The following is a 17,626-nucleotide window of genomic DNA, read 5'->3' as shown; positions in this document are numbered from 1 at the left end:
AAACTGATCTATTTTTTACGGAGAATTTTTATGGCAGTCACAACAATCGAGAACTTAAGGAACATTGCGATCATCGCTCACGTTGACCACGGCAAGACGACCATCGTCGATTCCATGCTCAAGCAGGCCGGCGTTTACCGTGAGAACGAGGCTGTCGTAGAGCAGGTAATGGACAGCAACGATCTCGAGCGCGAAAGAGGCATCACGATCCTCGCCAAGAATACGGCTATCGACTACAAGGGCATCCGCATCAACGTTGTAGATACTCCCGGCCACGCTGACTTCGGCGGTGAGGTTGAGCGTGTCCTTAAGATGGTAGACTCTGTTCTTCTCGTTGTAGACGCTTTCGACGGTCCGATGCCGCAGACGAGATTCGTTCTCCACAAGGCACTCGAGTTAGGTCTTAAGCCTATCGTCTGCATCAACAAGATCGACCGTCCCGATGCAAGACCTCTTGAAGTCGTTGACATGGTACTTGATCTTTTCATCGAGCTCGGCGCAGATGACGAACAGCTCGAATTCCCCGTTGTATATACATCCGGTAAGACATGCGTTGCAACTTTGGATCTCAAGGAATATGAGGCAGGCAAGGAGCTTGACTTCACACCTCTCCTTGATACCGTAGTAAAGTACACACCGTGCCCTGTAGGCGATCCTGAGGGCCCCATGCAGCTCCTCGTATCCAACATCGACTCCGACCCTTATATCGGCAGGATCGGCGTAGGAAGAGTCGAGAGAGGCACTATAAAGCAGGGTGAGAATGTTGCTCTCGTTACATACGGCGAAGACGGCAAGAGAAATGCGAGAGTCGTAAAGCTCATGAGATTCCATAACCTCGGACGTGAGGAAGTATCTTCCGCATCGATCGGTGAGATCGTATGCGTTGCGGGTATCGCTGACATCAACATCGGTGACACTCTCTGCGATGCCATGAATCCCGAGCCTCTCCCGTTCGTTAAGATCGACGAGCCTACCATCGCAATGACATTCTCCGTAAACGACAGCCCTTTTGCAGGTCAGGAAGGCAAGTTCGTAACATCACGTCACTTAAGAGAGAGACTCTTCAAGGAGATCGAGACAAACGTTTCCATGAGAGTCGAAGAGACAGATACGACAGAGGCATTCATCGTAAAGGGAAGAGGTGAGCTCCATCTCTCAGTCCTCATCGAGACGATGCGCCGTGAAGGATATGAATTCCAGGTAAGCAAGCCGAAGGTCATCATGAAGGAGATCGACGGCGTTCTCTCAGAGCCTGTTGAGGAGCTCGTAATCGACGTTCCTGAAGAGTTCGTAGGTCCTGTCATGGAGAAGATCGGAAAGCGTAAGGGCGAGCTCCTGAACATGCTCCCGCCGACCAAGGGATATACACGTCTTGAGTTCAAGATCCCGTCCAGAGGCCTTCTCGGATACCGTACCGAGTTTTTGACCGACACTAAGGGCAATGGTATAATGAACTCCGTTATCTCGGGCTTTGAACCCTTCGCAGGTGAAATCGAGACAAGAGGCCAGGGCGTTCTCGTGGCATTCGAGACCGGTACTGCAGTAACCTACGGATTGTACAATGCCCAGGATAGAGGTGCACTCTTCATCGGAGCAGGCACACCGGTATATGAAGGCATGATCGTAGGAGTCAATCCCAAGCCTGACGACATTACCGTTAACGTCTGCAAGAAGAAGCATGTTACCAACATGCGTTCGGCAGGAGCCGACGACGCGATGCGTCTTACTCCTCCGCTTTCTTTCTCCCTTGAGCAGTGTCTCGAATTCGTCGAAGACGATGAGCTGTGCGAGGTAACTCCCCAGAGCATCAGACTTCGCAAGAAGATACTTAACAACGACTTACGTGCCAAGACGCTCGCAAAGCAGAAGAAGGACGCTTGACATAGAACTGACCCGGGGGTGAATCTTTAACTTATGTTGTCCAACAAAGTCAGAGTCGCTCTCCGGATTTTGATCATCCTTGTACTATTATTCGGATTTGCCGTAACCGGCGTTTACGTCGGTTACAACTATGTCATCTCTCAGGATAAGAGATTCAATGCTCTCAAGGCTGACATCGAAGCGGGCAAGTATGACATCAAGGGCGATACCGAGGGAGCCGTCACCGTCGTCATAAAGAGCGGTGATTCCACATCCGACATTGCGGACAAGTTATATGAGCAGGGGCTTATCACCAACAAGTTCCTTTTCTCCATCATTAGCAAGCTCAACGGTTTTGACGGCGCTTACGTTGCCGGTACGCATTATCTGCTTAGGGGCTTTTCGTATGATGAGCTCATGTATTTCCTCACGCTCGAACCTGCCACCGTCAAGGTAACCATCCCTGAAGGTTCCACATATTATGAGATCAAACAGATCCTGCACAAGGCGGGACTGAATTTCGATGACGCGGAGTTCGACAAGTGCATGAACTCTCCTAATCTCTTCGTCGACTATGAATTCGTATCCCAGATCGAGATAAAAGAGGGAGTAAGAGACTACATCCTTTCCGGATATCTCTATCCCGATACGTATTATTTCGACGTTAACGCAAGTCCTGAGTCCATCATCAGAAGGTTCCTTAACAACATGCAGAACAAGCTCTACGATGAATACTACGTCAGGGCCGAGAGACTCGGCATGTCGATGGACGAGGTCATCACTCTGGCTTCCGTCATCCAGATGGAGACTGGTAAGCCTTCTGACATGATGCTTGTTTCGGCTGTTTTCCATAACCGTATGAATTCCGATGATGAGTCCATGCATTTCCTGGGTTCATCCGCGACCATCAACTATCTGGTCGAGATCCACGGAGGCAAGCCCTCGATCCTTCATACGGATGCCGAACTCAATTACGACAGTCCGTACAACACATATACCAATCCGGGACTTCCTCCGGGACCCATATGCATGCCCGGTCTTGATGCCATCTCAGCAGCTCTCTATCCGGAGCCGAACTGCAACTACATGTATTTCTGCGCTACCGGAATAGACGGCGGAACAGCGTTTGCGACCACTTTGGAACAGCACGAGGCAAACGTGGAGAAGTACAGGGAGAACTGGACCAAGGATCCGGAGCCGACTCCTGCGGAGACCACCGAGCCTACCGAGACATCGGAGAGCGGCCTCGTAATAATTCCTGACACCTGATATCTTGAAGACTGTCTGAAGAGGAAGAGTTATGGGTTACGACCGTTCACGTTTTGAGATATTGAGCCCTGCGGGCAATCCCGACAAGCTCCGTGCCGCCGTTGCTTACGGTGCAGATGCCGTATATCTTTCAGGCCAGAGTTACGGCCTTCGCGCTTTCAGCGATAATTTCAACGAAGAAGAGATGAGATCCGGCATAGCTTATGCTCATGAACATGGAGTAAAGTGCTATGTCACTCTTAACGTTATGCCCACTGAAGAAGATCTTACAGGTCTCGAGCATGCGGTTAAATTCGTCGGTCTTGAAAGCGGTGCGGACGCTGTGCTCGTATCCGATCCCGGTGTATTTACCATGGTAAGGACCCTCTGTCCCGATCTGGAGATCCACATCTCGACCCAGGCTTCCGTTACCAACAGCGCAGCATGCAATTTCTGGGCCGCACAGGGTGCGAAAAGGATTGTCCTTGCACGTGAGGTCTCTCTTGAACAGATAAGGAAGATAAGAGCCGCCATTCCTTCGGATGTCGAGCTTGAGTGCTTCATTCACGGAGCAATGTGCGTTTCTTATTCGGGCAGATGTCTTTTGTCCAATTACTTTACCGGCAGAAGATCTAACGGCGGTGCATGCGCGCAGCCTTGCAGATGGGGTTACTATGTCGTCGAGGAAAAGCGTCCCGACAAACCTCTTCCGGTCGAAGAGGATAAGCGCGGAACTTATATCTTCGGCAGCCGCGATATCTGCATGATCGACCATGTGCCCGAACTCCTTGAAGCCGGCATCAATTCCTTCAAGATAGAGGGAAGGATAAAAGGCGCGTATTATGCCGCTGCTGTTACGAAGGTCTACAGGGAAGCTGTCGATCTCTGCTGCAGTGATCCAGAAAACTATAAAGTCGATCCCCGCTGGAAGGAGATATTGGATAAAGTCGTTCACAGGGATTATGACACGGGTTTCTTTTTCGATGCTCCGTGCGACGATGCCAAGATCGATCCGGACAAGTCCTATAACAAGCCGGCTTTTGTAGTCGGAGTAACCACCGGATTCGATAAAAACACGGGATGTAACATTGTTACACAGAAAAATAAGCTCTTTAAGGGCGACACGCTAAACGTGCTGATGCCGGAAGGATACATGGCTCCGGTTGTCGTTTCCGAACTGTACGATGAAGAGATGAACCCGGTAAATGACTGTCCTCATCCTGAGATGAAGTTCTACATGAAGGCAGTGTCTTCAGAAGACGGATCTGTTGTCGAGCTTCCGCCCATGACTTTTATCTCGCGTGACGGTGATAAGGATTTCGGTATCCCCGCTCCAAATTGATTTTATATAAATAATCTGATTCGAGGGATCAATCTCCGCAGTATCAGGACTGTCTCATTACTGTAGGAGGCGGTCCTTTTGCATTTTCTGAATACCATTTGCGCTTTTTCAACCCTCTTTCCACATCTAAAAGGGTCGGAAATCTGCAATTACTCTGAATTTGCATCTTTTCAACCCTTTTTATCACCTTAGAGGGTCAGATTTCTGTAATCCACTGTAGCCGCTTACTTTTTAATATGAAGAGTTTATCCCGTTTTGTTTTGATATCTGCATGTCAGAAATCGTTCACTATTTTGTAACACATTCTGACATCTGTTGTGTTATACTCAAGCCATCAGATAAAGGAACTCAATAGAGTTTACAGGAGGTGAGACCAATGGGAAGTGAAACACAAACAAGCAGACGGTTGGTCTTGCTTGATTCAAAATAACTTCCAAGTAAGTATTACTTAATGTTGAGTTACTCTCAAGAATTGAATCAAGGATCAATCGCTCTTGGATCACATCTGAATATTAATTAAGTAACATATAAGCCCAACTCCCGCCTGCATACAGCGGGAGTTATCTTTTGCTTATTTTTCCGCTCTATGGGATATTTATGAGACCGGTCAAGTCCCATGCCGTGCCTTGACGGTGAGGAACGCAGGTTCAATATTTTTTTAAGTTAAGTTTCACCAAAACTTCATGAAACACCTGCAATTTATGACGAAAATTTGCAAATTGACTCCGTTTTGCTTCAATTTGTCACGAAAAAAGCTTTCAGCGTGACGTTTTCGTGAAAGCTGATGTTTAACAGAACCAACAGTTATCTGTAGTGACTTATTCCATAATTGAAACAGCGAAATCACCTTAGCAAAAGCTTGAGCATCACTCTATGGATAACTCTTGACATGTTCAGACTATCGCAGTAGTATAGACTATAAGAATAGTCTGGAGGCGCATCATGCAGGAAAAACTCTTTGACAGTGAAGCGAAGGTAATGGAGATATTGTGGGAGAGAGGACCGCTTTCCGCAAAAGAGATCAGCCTTATCGCCGCTGAAACGATCGGTTGGAATAAGAATACGACTTACACGGTAATCAAGAAGCTGGAGGCAAAAGGTTTCATCAGACGTGATGAGCCCGGCTTTATCTGCACGCCACTGGTCTCTCAGGAGCAGGTTCAGAAGAAGGAAGCTGAGTCTCTGCTTAACAGGTTTTTCGGCGGATCGAGAAGAGCGCTCTTCTCGGCACTGCTCGAAGACGAAAAGCTCTCCGACAAGGAGAAAGAAGAGTTAAGGGACCTTATAGACAACGGGTGACGGCAATGCTTGGAGAGATCTGCTACTGGATATTCAATATGAGCATAACGGCCTCTTTAATGGGGCTCATCGTTCTGCTCATAAGGAAGATCAGGATAATACCTCACAGGGTGTCGGTATTCCTGTGGTTCATTCCGTTCTTCCGCATGTGTATCCCTGTGGGTCTTAACAGTCCTTACAGCCTCATGTCGCTGATATCAAGACTGACTACGCGAACCGTTACGGTCTATCAGCCCACGGATGACATAGCTTTCTCGTATACGAATTCCATAATGGCCGCGGAGAGTTATTCGCCTGTAACGTATAAGGTCAACATCCTGGAGAATATCTTCAATGTGGCCGGAATGGTATGGATAATAGTGGCTCTGGCGCTGATCATCTCACTTACCGTTATCTATGTAACGACGAAGAAAGAGATAAGTGATTCAAAGCTCCTCAGGGATAATATCCGCCTTTCCGCAAAAGTGGACAGCCCTGCCGTCTACGGTATCTTCAGACCGAAGATAATACTGCCTCAGGATTATTCTGACAGAGATCTGACTTACATCATAAGACACGAGAAAACACACATCAGAAGGCTGGATAATCTTTGGAGGATACTGGGATTTTTGGCGGCTGCCGTTCACTGGTTCAATCCGCTTTCGTGGGTATTCCTGAAGGTCTTCCTGGAGGATCTTGAGCTTGCATGTGATGAGATGGCCGTATCGGGTCTTGATGCTGAAGAGCGGAAGGATTATGCCAGGACGCTTCTTTCGTGCACGGGAAGCAAGAGTCTGCTCGTATCCGCTTTCGGCGGGGCTAAGGTAAGAACGAGGATAGAGAATGTGCTGTCATATAAGCGAATGACGGTCTTATCGGCTGCAGGCTTTGCCGTATTGGTGATCTTTATCATCTATACGCTGCTGACAAATGCAGCCTGACGGGAGGAATGGGAATGAGAAAGAGAAAGATAACAGCAGTTTTAATTGCGGTGCTGTCGGTATTTGTACTGGCATCATGCGCAGGTAAAGGATCAGGCGGATTAACGGAAGAACAACAGCTGCTTTTCGAAAAGATCTGCTCGGCGGATGAGGCGCTGGAACTGTCTAAAAAGACCGGTGCTGTGGTATTTGAGACAAGAGGCTGCACGTCCGGAAAAAACACCTGGGAAGAGTTTTGTAACAATACTTCGAAAAAGAAACCCGCATCAGTCCTCTGTGCATATTATTACGAGCTCGACAGGGAACATGTAAGTGAGGAACTGTATGAGGAAGAAAAGGATATGTATCCGCAGCTCTTTTTCAGTCTGATCGAATATGACGGCAATGAATATAAGATCAGTACCCGTATGAGCACGGAGGAAAAACCGGAAACAGTGGAGACATATCAGTATATGATCCGCCAGACGGGAAAGGCACCTTCGGAATCATCGCTCTTTGATTCTTACGAATATTATCTGCTTGTGGATGATCCTTCGGTGACATGGGACGATATCAGCAGAGCGCTGTTTAGTTCGCAGATGGTCGAGATCCCGAGATTCAGTACAGTCTATCAGGACTATACCGGCTGGAAAGGCAATTAACATGAACAACTCAAGATACAGGATCCGTTGCCTGTCGTGTCTGGCAGGCGTGCTCGCCATGTCCTTTTATCCGGTATTTATGGGCGTGAAAGTGCTGACGGTAATGATGACTGAAGGCGTGGTTCCCTATGAGGAGTACCCGAAATACATCATACCGTACACCCCCGTGGCAGTATCGCTGATACTCGGTGTTTTGCTTATGCCGCTCATACAGAGATTATCTGTGAAGTTTGACCTGCTGATCGCTTCGGTGTTCTCGGCTTCAGTGTTTTTTCTGGCGGAGTGGTTTATGGAGACCCGGATACTGGTCAGGGCAGACTGGACTGTCACTCTGGGAAGCTGGCAGATGTCTTTGTGCTATGTTCCGCCTGAACAGTACAGGACAAGAACGTGGGAAGCCGTAGACATCCTTCTCGGAGGTTACAGTCCGTCCTTCAAGATACATTTCTATCTGATCTCCGTAGTACTGATAACATCTTTCCTGAACTGTTTTTACGGCTGGGCGAAGATGGCACTGACCGGTGACTGCAAAAGGAAGAAAGCTCTTACTGTCCAGGCTGTTACAGCCATGGTGTTTCTCGGTATGTGCATATGGGCATGCTTTACGTCTTTCTACAGGACGGGCGAGCTGATAGTAAGGCCCGTATCGGCAGTGCTGATGAGTGTGTTTTTCGTGCTGCTCGGGATCACGATGGGAGTGTTTGCGGGATCGTTTACTCTCGGAAAAGGCAGACTTCCTGCAGTTCTGATGCCCGCCGCAGTATCAGTGCTGGTAACGGTTGTCATGTATTTCGGGGAGATGAAGCTTCTCAACAGACATCTGTACAGATTCGGCAAGGGGTTCTTCTTTGAAGGTCTGGGGAAACTCGTCCTGGCTCCTGCCGACATCGTCGTGATCCTCTCGGCGGGCCTGTTTACGGTGTTTATCTGTCTGGTATTGAACCGGCGTATTAAGATTTGATTAAACTGTTATTTTTGGGTGATTTATAAGGGGCATGCTGATATAATACTCGCATGGTCAAATATAAAGAGCGTTTCAGTAAATACGAGAAGAACAGATGGACGGGGCTTACTATATCCCTTTGCATCGTCGTAGTCTTTTATATGCTGGTATCCAACATCGGCAGCGTGAAAGAGTTCTTCAATTCCTTTCTTACGATAACTTCGACCGTCATCATAGGTGCCGTGTTCGCATATACGGTTAATCCTCTTGCGGTCTTCATCTATAACAAGCTCAAAAAGCTCATGAAGAAGAGCGAGGATGCCGCCTGGATAATCTCGGCCAGCGTATCCCTGATATTTGTTCTGGGTCTCGTAGTCGGAGTGCTGATCCTTTTAGCTCCTATGCTCATCGACAATATCACGAACTTCGCGATGGGTCTGTCAGGCTATATGAACAGTCTGAAGCAGCTTGTCATGTCAACCGAACTGGATGAGGATATCAAGCTCAGCATTATGAACTTCATAAATGAACAGTCGAGCCTCACGGCAGTTGTCAGGAAGTTTGTCCTCGGCAATGACATTACACCGACGGGCGTCCTGAAATTTTCAGCTGATCTCGGCGCAGGTGCATTCAATTTCCTTATCGGTATCATACTGGCTTTTTACTTTCTTATCGGAAAGAAGAAGCTCGTCGAACTCTTATCTGAATTTTTCCTTTTGGTCATCCCGACAAAGCATTACGATAACTGCAGGGATGTCTGGATCAAATTCAATTCCATCTTCTCGAGATTCATCGTCTGCGAACTTATCGACGCGATCATAGTAGGTATTGTGAACGGCATCTTTATGTTTGCGATGCATATGCCTTACGCGGTCTTCTGTTCGTTCGTTGTTGCCCTGTGCAATCTCGCACCGACATTCGGACCATTCGTCGGTGCTTTCATCTGCGGCGTCATCCTCCTTTTGGCTGAGCCCCAGTTCGTTATACCGTTCCTTGTCTTTACGCTTGCGCTGCAGCTCATCGACGGTTATGTCATCAAGCCCAGGCTCTTCGGTTCCGCACTCAAGGTACCGGCATTCCTCGTACTCGTATTCCTCGTTGTCGGAGGAAAGATCTGGGGTGTTCCGGGCGTGCTCCTGGCTATCCCGCTTGCGGCCATTCTTTCCTATATCTACAGGCAGATCGCGGTCCCGTGGCTTACTGCCAGGAAGAAAGCCAAGGATGAAGCTGAAGAGAAAACGGAATCAAATGCAAAAGCTGAAGCCAAAGGCAAGAAAGAGAATAAAGTTGTTGAATGAACGATCCGCCGGTCTTCCGGCGGTTTGTTTGGGAATATAAGAATAAGGAGAAAGATCTATGTCATTCTGTCCTAATTGCGGCGCTGAAAACATCGACGGTGCCAAGTTCTGCGGAAACTGCGGAGGCGCTCTGGCTGCTGCTCAGCCGGCACAGCCCGTTTATCAGCCTGTCCAGGAGGCTCAGCCGGCACAGCCCGTTTATCAGCCTGTCCAGGAGGCTCAGCCGGTGCAGCCTGTTTATCAGCCTGTCCAGGAAGCTCAGCCTGTTCAGCCTGATTACCAGCAGCCGATACCTATCCAGCCTGTCCAGCCTGTATATGCACAGCCAATTGTTCCGCCTGTATCCAACAGACCTAAGACAAACAGCCTTTGCAAGACAGGTTTTATACTGTCGCTTGTAGGCCTCGCATGTATCGGTCTTACATGTCCGATAGGTCTTATCCTTTGTGTCATCGGTCTTTTCTCTTCTTCCAAGAAGAAGGAGGGCGGCAAGGGTCTTGCCATCGCGGGTATCATCATTTCATCGATAATCATCGTCTCCATGACATTTTACTTCATTACTTCATGGGACGAATTTACCAAGGAGTTTGATTTCCTTGGAGGTATAACACCTGTTTCCACTACAACGGATGATGATGATGACAGAAAGACTGACTATAAGAAGATCATTGAGAAGAACAGCTGGATAGCAAAAGGCGACCAGTCATATCTTGTCTTCACCAAGAAGGATAAGTCTTTCACATACTATCAGTCCTATTTCGATCTTTCCGACAATTACTACACAGGTCATTATGAGATCTATGTCGGTGAGGACGCTATGGATTATATTACTGAAGATCTTGATGATTACGGCGTTACAAGAGATGAGCTCCGCCAGACGATCAGGATGAATGATGATTACGAGACCGAGAATCTTGTCTGCATCTCCCTGGTACATGAGGAAATGATCGTCGGAGGTGTAGATCAGGCTGATTCATCATGGACAGTTAATTACTTCGGTTTCTTCCTTACACCTGAAAAAGGCGGCAAGACATATAACGTTCTCGATATCGCAAATATGGAGACGGCTTCTTATACGACATTCATAAAGGAAGACGAGTATGTCGACTTTACGGGTACTGCACTTACCACATCAACCGAGCCTGACATGACCACATCCGAGATTTTCGAGACAACAGAATATACAGAACCTTCCGACACAACAGAGACTACGGAAACTACTGAGACTTCCATGACTTCAGAGTCTACCGAGAACACAACGTCTTCAGACAGTTCTGTAATGGGTAACAGCATCACCGGTACGGTCGATCTCTCAGGCGATGGATGGGCAGACTGGTATGAAGCTGACGGTCAGGATGATTATTATGAATCCAGAGTCATGAAGATCAACATGAATACAGGTACGATCGTTAATCTGTCGGTATACAAGGAATTCTATAACAGCGATGCACCCAAGGCTTATGCCGAGTTCATGAAGCAGAGCATGGAGAGTGAGGGCTGCACGGACGTTACGATGGAATCGACAAAACTCGGCGGATACGATGCATATTCCGTTTCCGGAGTGTATACGAGCGGAGAACATCTTGCGATATGGCTGTTCGTGGATAACAGTTCGAGACTGCATTTCGTATCGGTCGAATACACTGATAAGGATACGACCTCCTACGATATGGTTAAGAACACATACAAGTTAGGTTAAGATGAAGGGGAGGTCAGAAACGGCCTCCCTTTTTGATACTGCATTTTGAAGGAGTAGCTGTATGAACCTGGTTGCGGAGAATACAAATAGTTTCGTTATTTTGAGCAGGGAAGGCTCATCGGAACTCCGGGCGCAGAGGCATTTGTACGGTGTGTTCGGTCATCCGTCCGACTTTAATGAGATGATGGATGTAGCTGCAGAGATGCTCGAGTTTTCTGATTGCATCGTTCATGTGCAGAATCCGAATGCCGCTCCTTCAGCAGAAGATGCTTCAGTCTGGACAAATGAACTGTCGCTGATCGTTTTTGTCGTGTCAGAGAGATTCCTGGAAGAAGTCGGTTTCGCGCGTTGCCTTATGCTTCCCGAAGCCATGAAGAAAAGGGTACGCATCCTTCCCGTAAAGTCAGCGGACTCAGGAAGGTTAGGCGAGGAGTTCAGCAGGATCTGCGGAAAGATCCATCTGCTCGACAGAGGAACTCAAACATTCAAAGATGATCTTAAGACTTATTTCGACAGCGTTCTTGAACCATACCGCATGATAGATCTGAGCGAGGAGCAGAAAAGGATCAGGGCTGATCTTTTCCGCTGCAAAGCATTTATCAGTTACAGAAAAAAGGATATCGATCAGCTGCTCAGACTTTTGGATTTTATAAGAGAGATCCCGGAACTCCGTGATATGGCAGTGTTCTTTGACAGTGCTCTCGTACCCGGCGAAGACTTTAATCAAAGGCTGAAAAACGAGATCAGCGGGTCTGACATCATAATCTTTGTCGTAACTCCGCACCTGATGGAAGACGGCAATTATGTTATCCGCGAAGAGTACCCGCAGGCAGTCGCCGAGGGGAAGATACTCATTCCCGTTTTCATGGACGATACCGATGCTTCATCCGTAAGATCGGTCTTTTCCGCGTTTGAGGAAGTATTGGATTTTGATGATAAGGATGCCCTTGTTGAGAAACTCATCAGCGTAAGGAGTATGTTTGGAGACATTCCTTCGATGACGCCTGAATACAAACATCTTCTCGCGATCGCTTATGAGACCGGTGACGGAACGGAGAGAAACTATATTCTTTCCAATCTCCTGCTTCGTGAGGCGGCTTCGAAAGGATTTCCTGCTTCTGTTGCAAGGCTCACGATCCAGCATCTGGAAGGGCTCGTAAATGACGAATATGAAGGCGAGACAGAGGATCTGTTATTGAGTGCCATGAGAACCTTTAACAGGCTCGTACTGAGTATTCCTCCTTCATTTGACAGTGGTGCCAACGGAGCTAGTCTGGCAAGGTTTTCCGATGAGCTTTATGAGATCCTCTCCAAAAAGGAAGGTTATCATCATTCAGCGATACTCCAGACGATAATCTGTCTTGAAAGGGCAAATTTTTATGTGCGAGAGGCGGGTTATCCGCTGTATAAAAACTCTTATTATGCCAAGCCGCTTGTAAGATTTGCAGAGCTTTATCTGTTTGAAGGAGATCTCGAGGAAGCGGAAGCATATCTTGATAATGCGGAAAAAGATCTGAAGACACAGCTTTCTTTTTACGGACGCAATGTTTATCTTATGGAGCAGGTCTGCAAAGCGCATATCTGTAAAGGACATCTTCTTGTCAGGTATCTGTTAAGAGGAGATAAGCGTGATCACGATACCGTGGTTGAAGCACACAAGGTATATGCGATGGCTATGATATTGTCTCTTAACTTATGCAGGATGCTTGGCACTCCGCTGCCGGAGATCATAGTAAATGACGAGTGCATTATTGCCAGGATCATGCAAAAGAGCGGTATGCATGACGATCTTGAAGAAGTTCTGGACTGCCTTAATATGACTTTTTTTGATACCGGTTTCAGCAAGGTGCATTTTGATGAGGATTATCTGGATGTAAGATTTGCAAAGGATGATGTCTTCTGTCTGAACATCGGCCGGGGCTCATTGGGCGAATGGAAAGATTCACTGGATAAATACACGGAATGGTATGTAATGGACAGGTCAGAGGAAGAACTGCAAGGAATGTTCTCGTTCCGCGGATTTATTCCTGAAGGTCCGCTGGGTGATATATGCGGAAATTACATGGCTTCGGCATATAAGTGTTTCCATTGCGGTACGAGACTGTATAAGGTGATCTTCCCGGAAGGAAATGATCCCGAGCTTTATCTGGGCGAACAGAAAGAGGCTCTGATAAGTCCCTCCCGTGTCTTTGCATGCCCGCGCTGCGGACGCTTCTTTGCTACGCCTAAGGGGATAAGACTTTTGGAGGGTCCGGTTTTCCAGGCTTCACCGTTCATTGAACGCGGCAATACTGCAGGAAAAAAGATATCCAGAGAATGGTGGGATTATTTCGATGCCATCGGCGATCTGCGTGCCGTGAGGAAAGAATAAGGACCGCTTCATCACACTGAAACGGTCCTTAATACGATTAGATCTTGATACGACTCAGACAGGTACGAACGGTAATTCGATTATGTCGGTCTCATTATCTCCGGAAGAATTGTTTTCCTTCAGGTAACCTGCTTCATCGAACTCATAATACTCGCCGTCGATCCACAGACCCTGATTTCTCGGATACCAGCTTCCGTCCTGATACCACTTGCCGGTGGAATTGCTCTTCCACATACCGTTGCTGTATCTCGTGTCCCATGCTCCGCTCGATGTCAGCCAGCGGCCGTCACGGTAGCAGGAGGACTCCATATAGCCCTTATCGTTGAAGTAGTAGAACTTGCCGTTGATCTTGAGCCACTCGCTCTTCGGATACCAGCTGCCGTCCTGATACCACCAGCCGGTATCATTCTTCTTCCATGTGCCGTGGCTGTATTTGGGATCCCATGCTCCGCTTCCGGTAAGCCAATAACCGTCACGGTAGCAGTTTGATTCCATATAGCCTTCAGAATCGAAATAATACCATTTACCGCCGATCTGCGCCCACTGGTTCTTGTAGCAGGAATCGCCTGTCTGATAAGTCCAGCCTTTTGAGTCCTCTACCCATTTTCCGTTTCCGGCTGCGTTAACGCCGAAGGAAAAACAAGTCATCGTCATGAAGACGACAAGCAAAAGCACAGCGGACTTCACTTTAATTCTTTTACCCATCGGATACCTCCTGAAAAATATAGATCACCATATTAAATGGTACACTTTCATCCTGAACGATTCAACAACCTGTTTTCTGACTTGGTATTGCCCGATCGCGGTTTCTGTGATAGTTTTGGTATGTGCTTTCTTTATAGATAGGGTTTGATGTGAACACATTAGTTGGAAGAAGGAGACTAATATGCGTTGCACGTCCGGCCCGAGCCGAAGGATATTCGGTCTGTTGTTGGCAGTGTTATTCACTGTCAGCTGTTTTTCGTTTTCCACAGTAAATGCCGACCAGACTAAGCCGCTCGATGCAACGGTAGAAGTTGCAGGTATGGTCGAGAACAGTTTTGCGATCATATATAAATGCAGGATAAATACACCCGGAAGTTTTTCGAATGTAAGGCTTAAAGTGGAATTCCAGAAGTATGCACCGGAAGCTTCAGAATGCACATGGGAAACTACGGAGATAACCGAATATAAATTCGACAACGGCGAATACACATTCGTGTTTAACGGCATAAGTGCGGCGGAGATGGGAAACACCGTAAAGAGCACTCTCTGCGCTGATAACGGCGGTCAGACATATGCCGGCGGAACAGTGTCTTTAAGTCTGAAGCAGTATGCTTTGTATCTTCTTTCTCTTTGTGAAGGCAGCGCCGAGCAGTTCAATATAAAACTGTGTACTCTTCTTGTAGATATGCTTAACTACGGTGCAGCTGCACAGCTTTATTTTAAAGTAAATACGGGAGATCTCGTGAATAAAGATCTTACCGCTTCGCAAAGATCCCTGGGAACTCCGAGGATAGAAAATCCTTCTTCCTGTTGGAAAGACAAGCCATTGTCAAATGCTTCCGCAGATATAGAAAGCGTTGCGCTCCTGCTTGGAAATACCGTTGATCTGGCTGCGGTTGTAACGTTTGATGATGCACCGTCTGCCGGTACATTTGCGGAGATGAGCTACACCGGGATCAACGGTCAAAAATATATAAATAAAGTTACGTCAAATGATTTCGAAAAACAGGCGGACGGCAAATATAAGGTCAGGTTTAATGACGTTAACGCACTGTATTTCAGATCGTCTTTTGACCTTGTGATCAGGGAAGGCGACAAGGCAGTAAGCAGTACAAAGACATACAGCTACGAGAGTTACGCGAGTGCGGTAGTAAACGGTGATTATCCTTCGGAATTAAAAGATCTCGTAAAGTATATGGTTACTTTGGGCGAATCGTCCAAGGCTTTCGTGGAGTCATATAATTCCGGAAGCGGCGGAGAGGCCGGCGGGGAAACAGGCGGAGAGACCGGAGGCGATGAAGATCCGCTGACAACTTACAAGAACAGCAAATATATCGAGAACATGCCCGAAGCAGTCATAGTACTGCCGAAGAATGCAACGGCTGAAGAACAATATGCTGCAGAGATCCTGGCAAAATACATCGCAAGGGAAGACGGTTATACTCCGTCTGTGATAAACGACACTGCATCTAAGGGCAGCAGGGGATTTGAGATCTCGGTGGGCAACACGAACCGTCCCCACGGAACTCTTTCCACCAGTGCTGACGGAGCTTATAAGATCAAGTCATACGACGGCGGCATAGCGATAACCGGAAACGGGAAGCGCGGAACCATCGACGGTGCCGTGAAATTCCTGTCTTTATGCGGAGGATATTTCTGGCTTTCCTTCGAAGACGGATACATCACCCACCAGGATCACTTCAAGTATTCCGCTTCGATAGATATCGAGCAGGAGCGCGCTTTCGTGTTTACGGATATCGACGTTATGTTCGGAAAGACAGATGCAGGTGAGAACAGGATGTTCTCGCTGTCAGGCGGTCTGAACGGTTTTTATGTGAATCTCAATGTCAGTAACCGCCCGGGTTATCAGTCCTGGTATCTGTCTAATGCAGATGAGGACGCATACGGTGGCCTGCAGCCCGGTCAGGCGCATACTCTCCTGGCCGAATTCGTTCCGCCTTCAAAATACTATGCTTCGCATCCGGAATACTATGCGAAGGTAAAGACGGACGACGGATATGTGAGATCGACGGACCAGCTCTGTCTCAGCAATCCCGATGTGTATCCGATAATCAGGGATCATGTTTTCGACATCCTGAAGAACGGCGGATACGACAAGAACGCGCCGATGCAGATAATCTCGCTCTCTCAGGCAGACAACGGAACGTTGTGCATGTGCAGTGACTGTGTGAATTTCCGTCTGGCACATGAACCTTCAAATAAGAAAGAGGGACTTTTGGATGCGGCACTTTATCTCCAGCTCTGCAACAATATCTCGAAGGAAGTAAAAGCGGCAGGATATAAGAATGTATACATCGATATGCTCGCTTATGTATGGAACAATAATCCGCCGGTCGGAATGACTGTTGACGATCACGTCATAATAAGATATGCCGCCATCGAGAGGTGCTACGCGCACGACTGCGACGATCCCGACTGCGTAAGGAACGGCGGCGAGATGTACAGCTACCTTAAAGGCTGGGCAGACCTCTGCAGGGGTGAAGGTAACGGTCAGCTCTGGATATGGGATTACAATGCGGACTGGCAGTATACATGCGGACCTTATCTTAACATCAGTGCTATGTCACACGATATCAAACACTACTACGATTTGGGAGTTACGGGTATCTATCTGCAGAGCAACGATGCTCACAACAGATTGAATACCGAGTTTGGCGACCTCAGGATCTATCTGGGCAACGTGCTGCTCGAAAACCCTGAAGCGGACGTCGACAAAGAGATGGAATTCTTCTGCAACGAGTTTTACGGAAAGAGCGGACAGTACATTATCGAAGCGATGCATGTGATGGAGAAGCAGGCGAAGAACCACAGCAACGTCGGACCGAACCATGAGGCGGGAACCAACGCATATTATTTCCGCAATAAGGTAATGACTTACAATGCTTCGGCTTCACAGATGTTTGCGAATTACTATCCGAAGGAAATGGATGCTCAGAATCAGATGCCGCAGTCTGAACTCGCGAAATGCGAATCGCTCTGGAATCAGGCGCTGGAAGCCTGCGCCGGTGATACCGGGATCCATCAGTACAGGACAAGGCGCACACATCTTTGCTGGCGTTATGTAAAGAGCAACATGAAGGTTTACGAGTTCGCGACACCTTCAACATACAAAAAGAAAAACACTGAACTCTATAACGATATATTCACGACTTACGGGAACGAATTTTACAGTCTGATCTACAGGGACAAACCGCCGACGGAATATCTGGGGCATGTGCCGGATGCATGGTGCAGTTCAGAAGACCGCGGTGCTTCATACTGATAAAAAGGAGAGGATAA

The 17,626-nt window shown here is 47.6% G+C and carries 12 protein-coding genes; 11 read left to right on the top strand and 1 reads right to left on the bottom strand.

Features of this window, described 5'->3' with window-relative positions; all coding sequences use genetic code 11:
* Positions 1 to 30 precede the first annotated feature (30 nt).
* The 10 genes from typA to BO18_RS15370 all read left to right on the top strand — a co-directional run bounded on the left by typA (position 31) and on the right by BO18_RS15370 (position 13,621).
* A complete protein-coding gene (typA, locus tag BO18_RS15415) occupies positions 31 to 1,881 on the top strand; it encodes a translational GTPase TypA (protein ID WP_034447742.1) in 1,851 nt (616 codons plus the stop codon).
* Between the two features lie 33 nt (positions 1,882 to 1,914).
* Positions 1,915 to 3,129 (top strand): endolytic transglycosylase MltG, encoded by a 1,215-nt coding sequence (gene mltG / locus BO18_RS15410; RefSeq protein ID WP_051688810.1) that lies wholly within the window; start codon positions 1,915 to 1,917, stop codon positions 3,127 to 3,129.
* A 31-nt stretch (positions 3,130 to 3,160) separates the two neighbouring features.
* Positions 3,161 to 4,450, top strand: coding sequence for a peptidase U32 family protein (locus BO18_RS15405; protein WP_066738347.1), 1,290 nt, complete (start codon positions 3,161 to 3,163; stop codon positions 4,448 to 4,450).
* Between the two features lie 942 nt (positions 4,451 to 5,392).
* Positions 5,393 to 5,749 carry a BlaI/MecI/CopY family transcriptional regulator gene (locus BO18_RS15400; protein ID WP_034447739.1) on the top strand — a complete coding sequence of 119 codons (357 nt, stop codon included), beginning with the start codon at positions 5,393 to 5,395 and terminating at the stop codon, positions 5,747 to 5,749.
* A gap of 5 nt (positions 5,750 to 5,754) precedes the next feature.
* The gene (locus tag BO18_RS15395; protein ID WP_034448602.1) at positions 5,755 to 6,669 is read left to right on the top strand and encodes a M56 family metallopeptidase; all 915 of its coding nucleotides are present in this window, start codon (positions 5,755 to 5,757) and stop codon (positions 6,667 to 6,669) included.
* Positions 6,670 to 6,683: 14 nt separating this feature from the next.
* On the top strand, positions 6,684 to 7,310 hold the full coding sequence (locus tag BO18_RS15390) for a hypothetical protein (protein WP_034447737.1): 627 nt from the start codon (positions 6,684 to 6,686) through the stop codon (positions 7,308 to 7,310).
* 1 nt (position 7,311) lies between these two features.
* Positions 7,312 to 8,271, top strand: a complete 960-nt coding sequence (locus tag BO18_RS15385; RefSeq protein ID WP_034447735.1) for a hypothetical protein — start codon at positions 7,312 to 7,314, stop codon at positions 8,269 to 8,271.
* A 53-nt stretch (positions 8,272 to 8,324) separates the two neighbouring features.
* Entirely contained in the window at positions 8,325 to 9,551 is a 1,227-nt protein-coding gene (locus BO18_RS15380) for an AI-2E family transporter (RefSeq protein ID WP_034447733.1), read from the top strand.
* Between the two features lie 58 nt (positions 9,552 to 9,609).
* Entirely contained in the window at positions 9,610 to 11,250 is a 1,641-nt protein-coding gene (locus BO18_RS32905; RefSeq protein ID WP_051688809.1) for a zinc ribbon domain-containing protein, read from the top strand.
* A 61-nt stretch (positions 11,251 to 11,311) separates the two neighbouring features.
* Positions 11,312 to 13,621, top strand: a complete 2,310-nt coding sequence (locus BO18_RS15370; protein WP_034447732.1) for a toll/interleukin-1 receptor domain-containing protein — start codon at positions 11,312 to 11,314, stop codon at positions 13,619 to 13,621.
* 54 nt (positions 13,622 to 13,675) lie between these two features.
* Here BO18_RS15370 and BO18_RS15365 read toward each other — a convergent pair whose 3' ends face one another.
* On the bottom strand, positions 13,676 to 14,326 hold the full coding sequence (locus BO18_RS15365) for a hypothetical protein (protein ID WP_034447730.1): 651 nt from the start codon (positions 14,324 to 14,326) through the stop codon (positions 13,676 to 13,678).
* A 181-nt stretch (positions 14,327 to 14,507) separates the two neighbouring features.
* Here BO18_RS15365 and BO18_RS15360 point away from each other — a divergent pair, with 181 nt between their 5' ends.
* Positions 14,508 to 17,609: a DUF4838 domain-containing protein gene (locus BO18_RS15360; protein ID WP_034447729.1), complete on the top strand. Its 3,102-nt coding sequence runs from the start codon at positions 14,508 to 14,510 to the stop codon at positions 17,607 to 17,609.
* Positions 17,610 to 17,626 lie beyond the last annotated feature (17 nt).

This window comes from Butyrivibrio sp. AE2032, from assembly GCF_000702965.1.
This window is presented reverse-complemented; position numbering and strand designations above follow the sequence as displayed.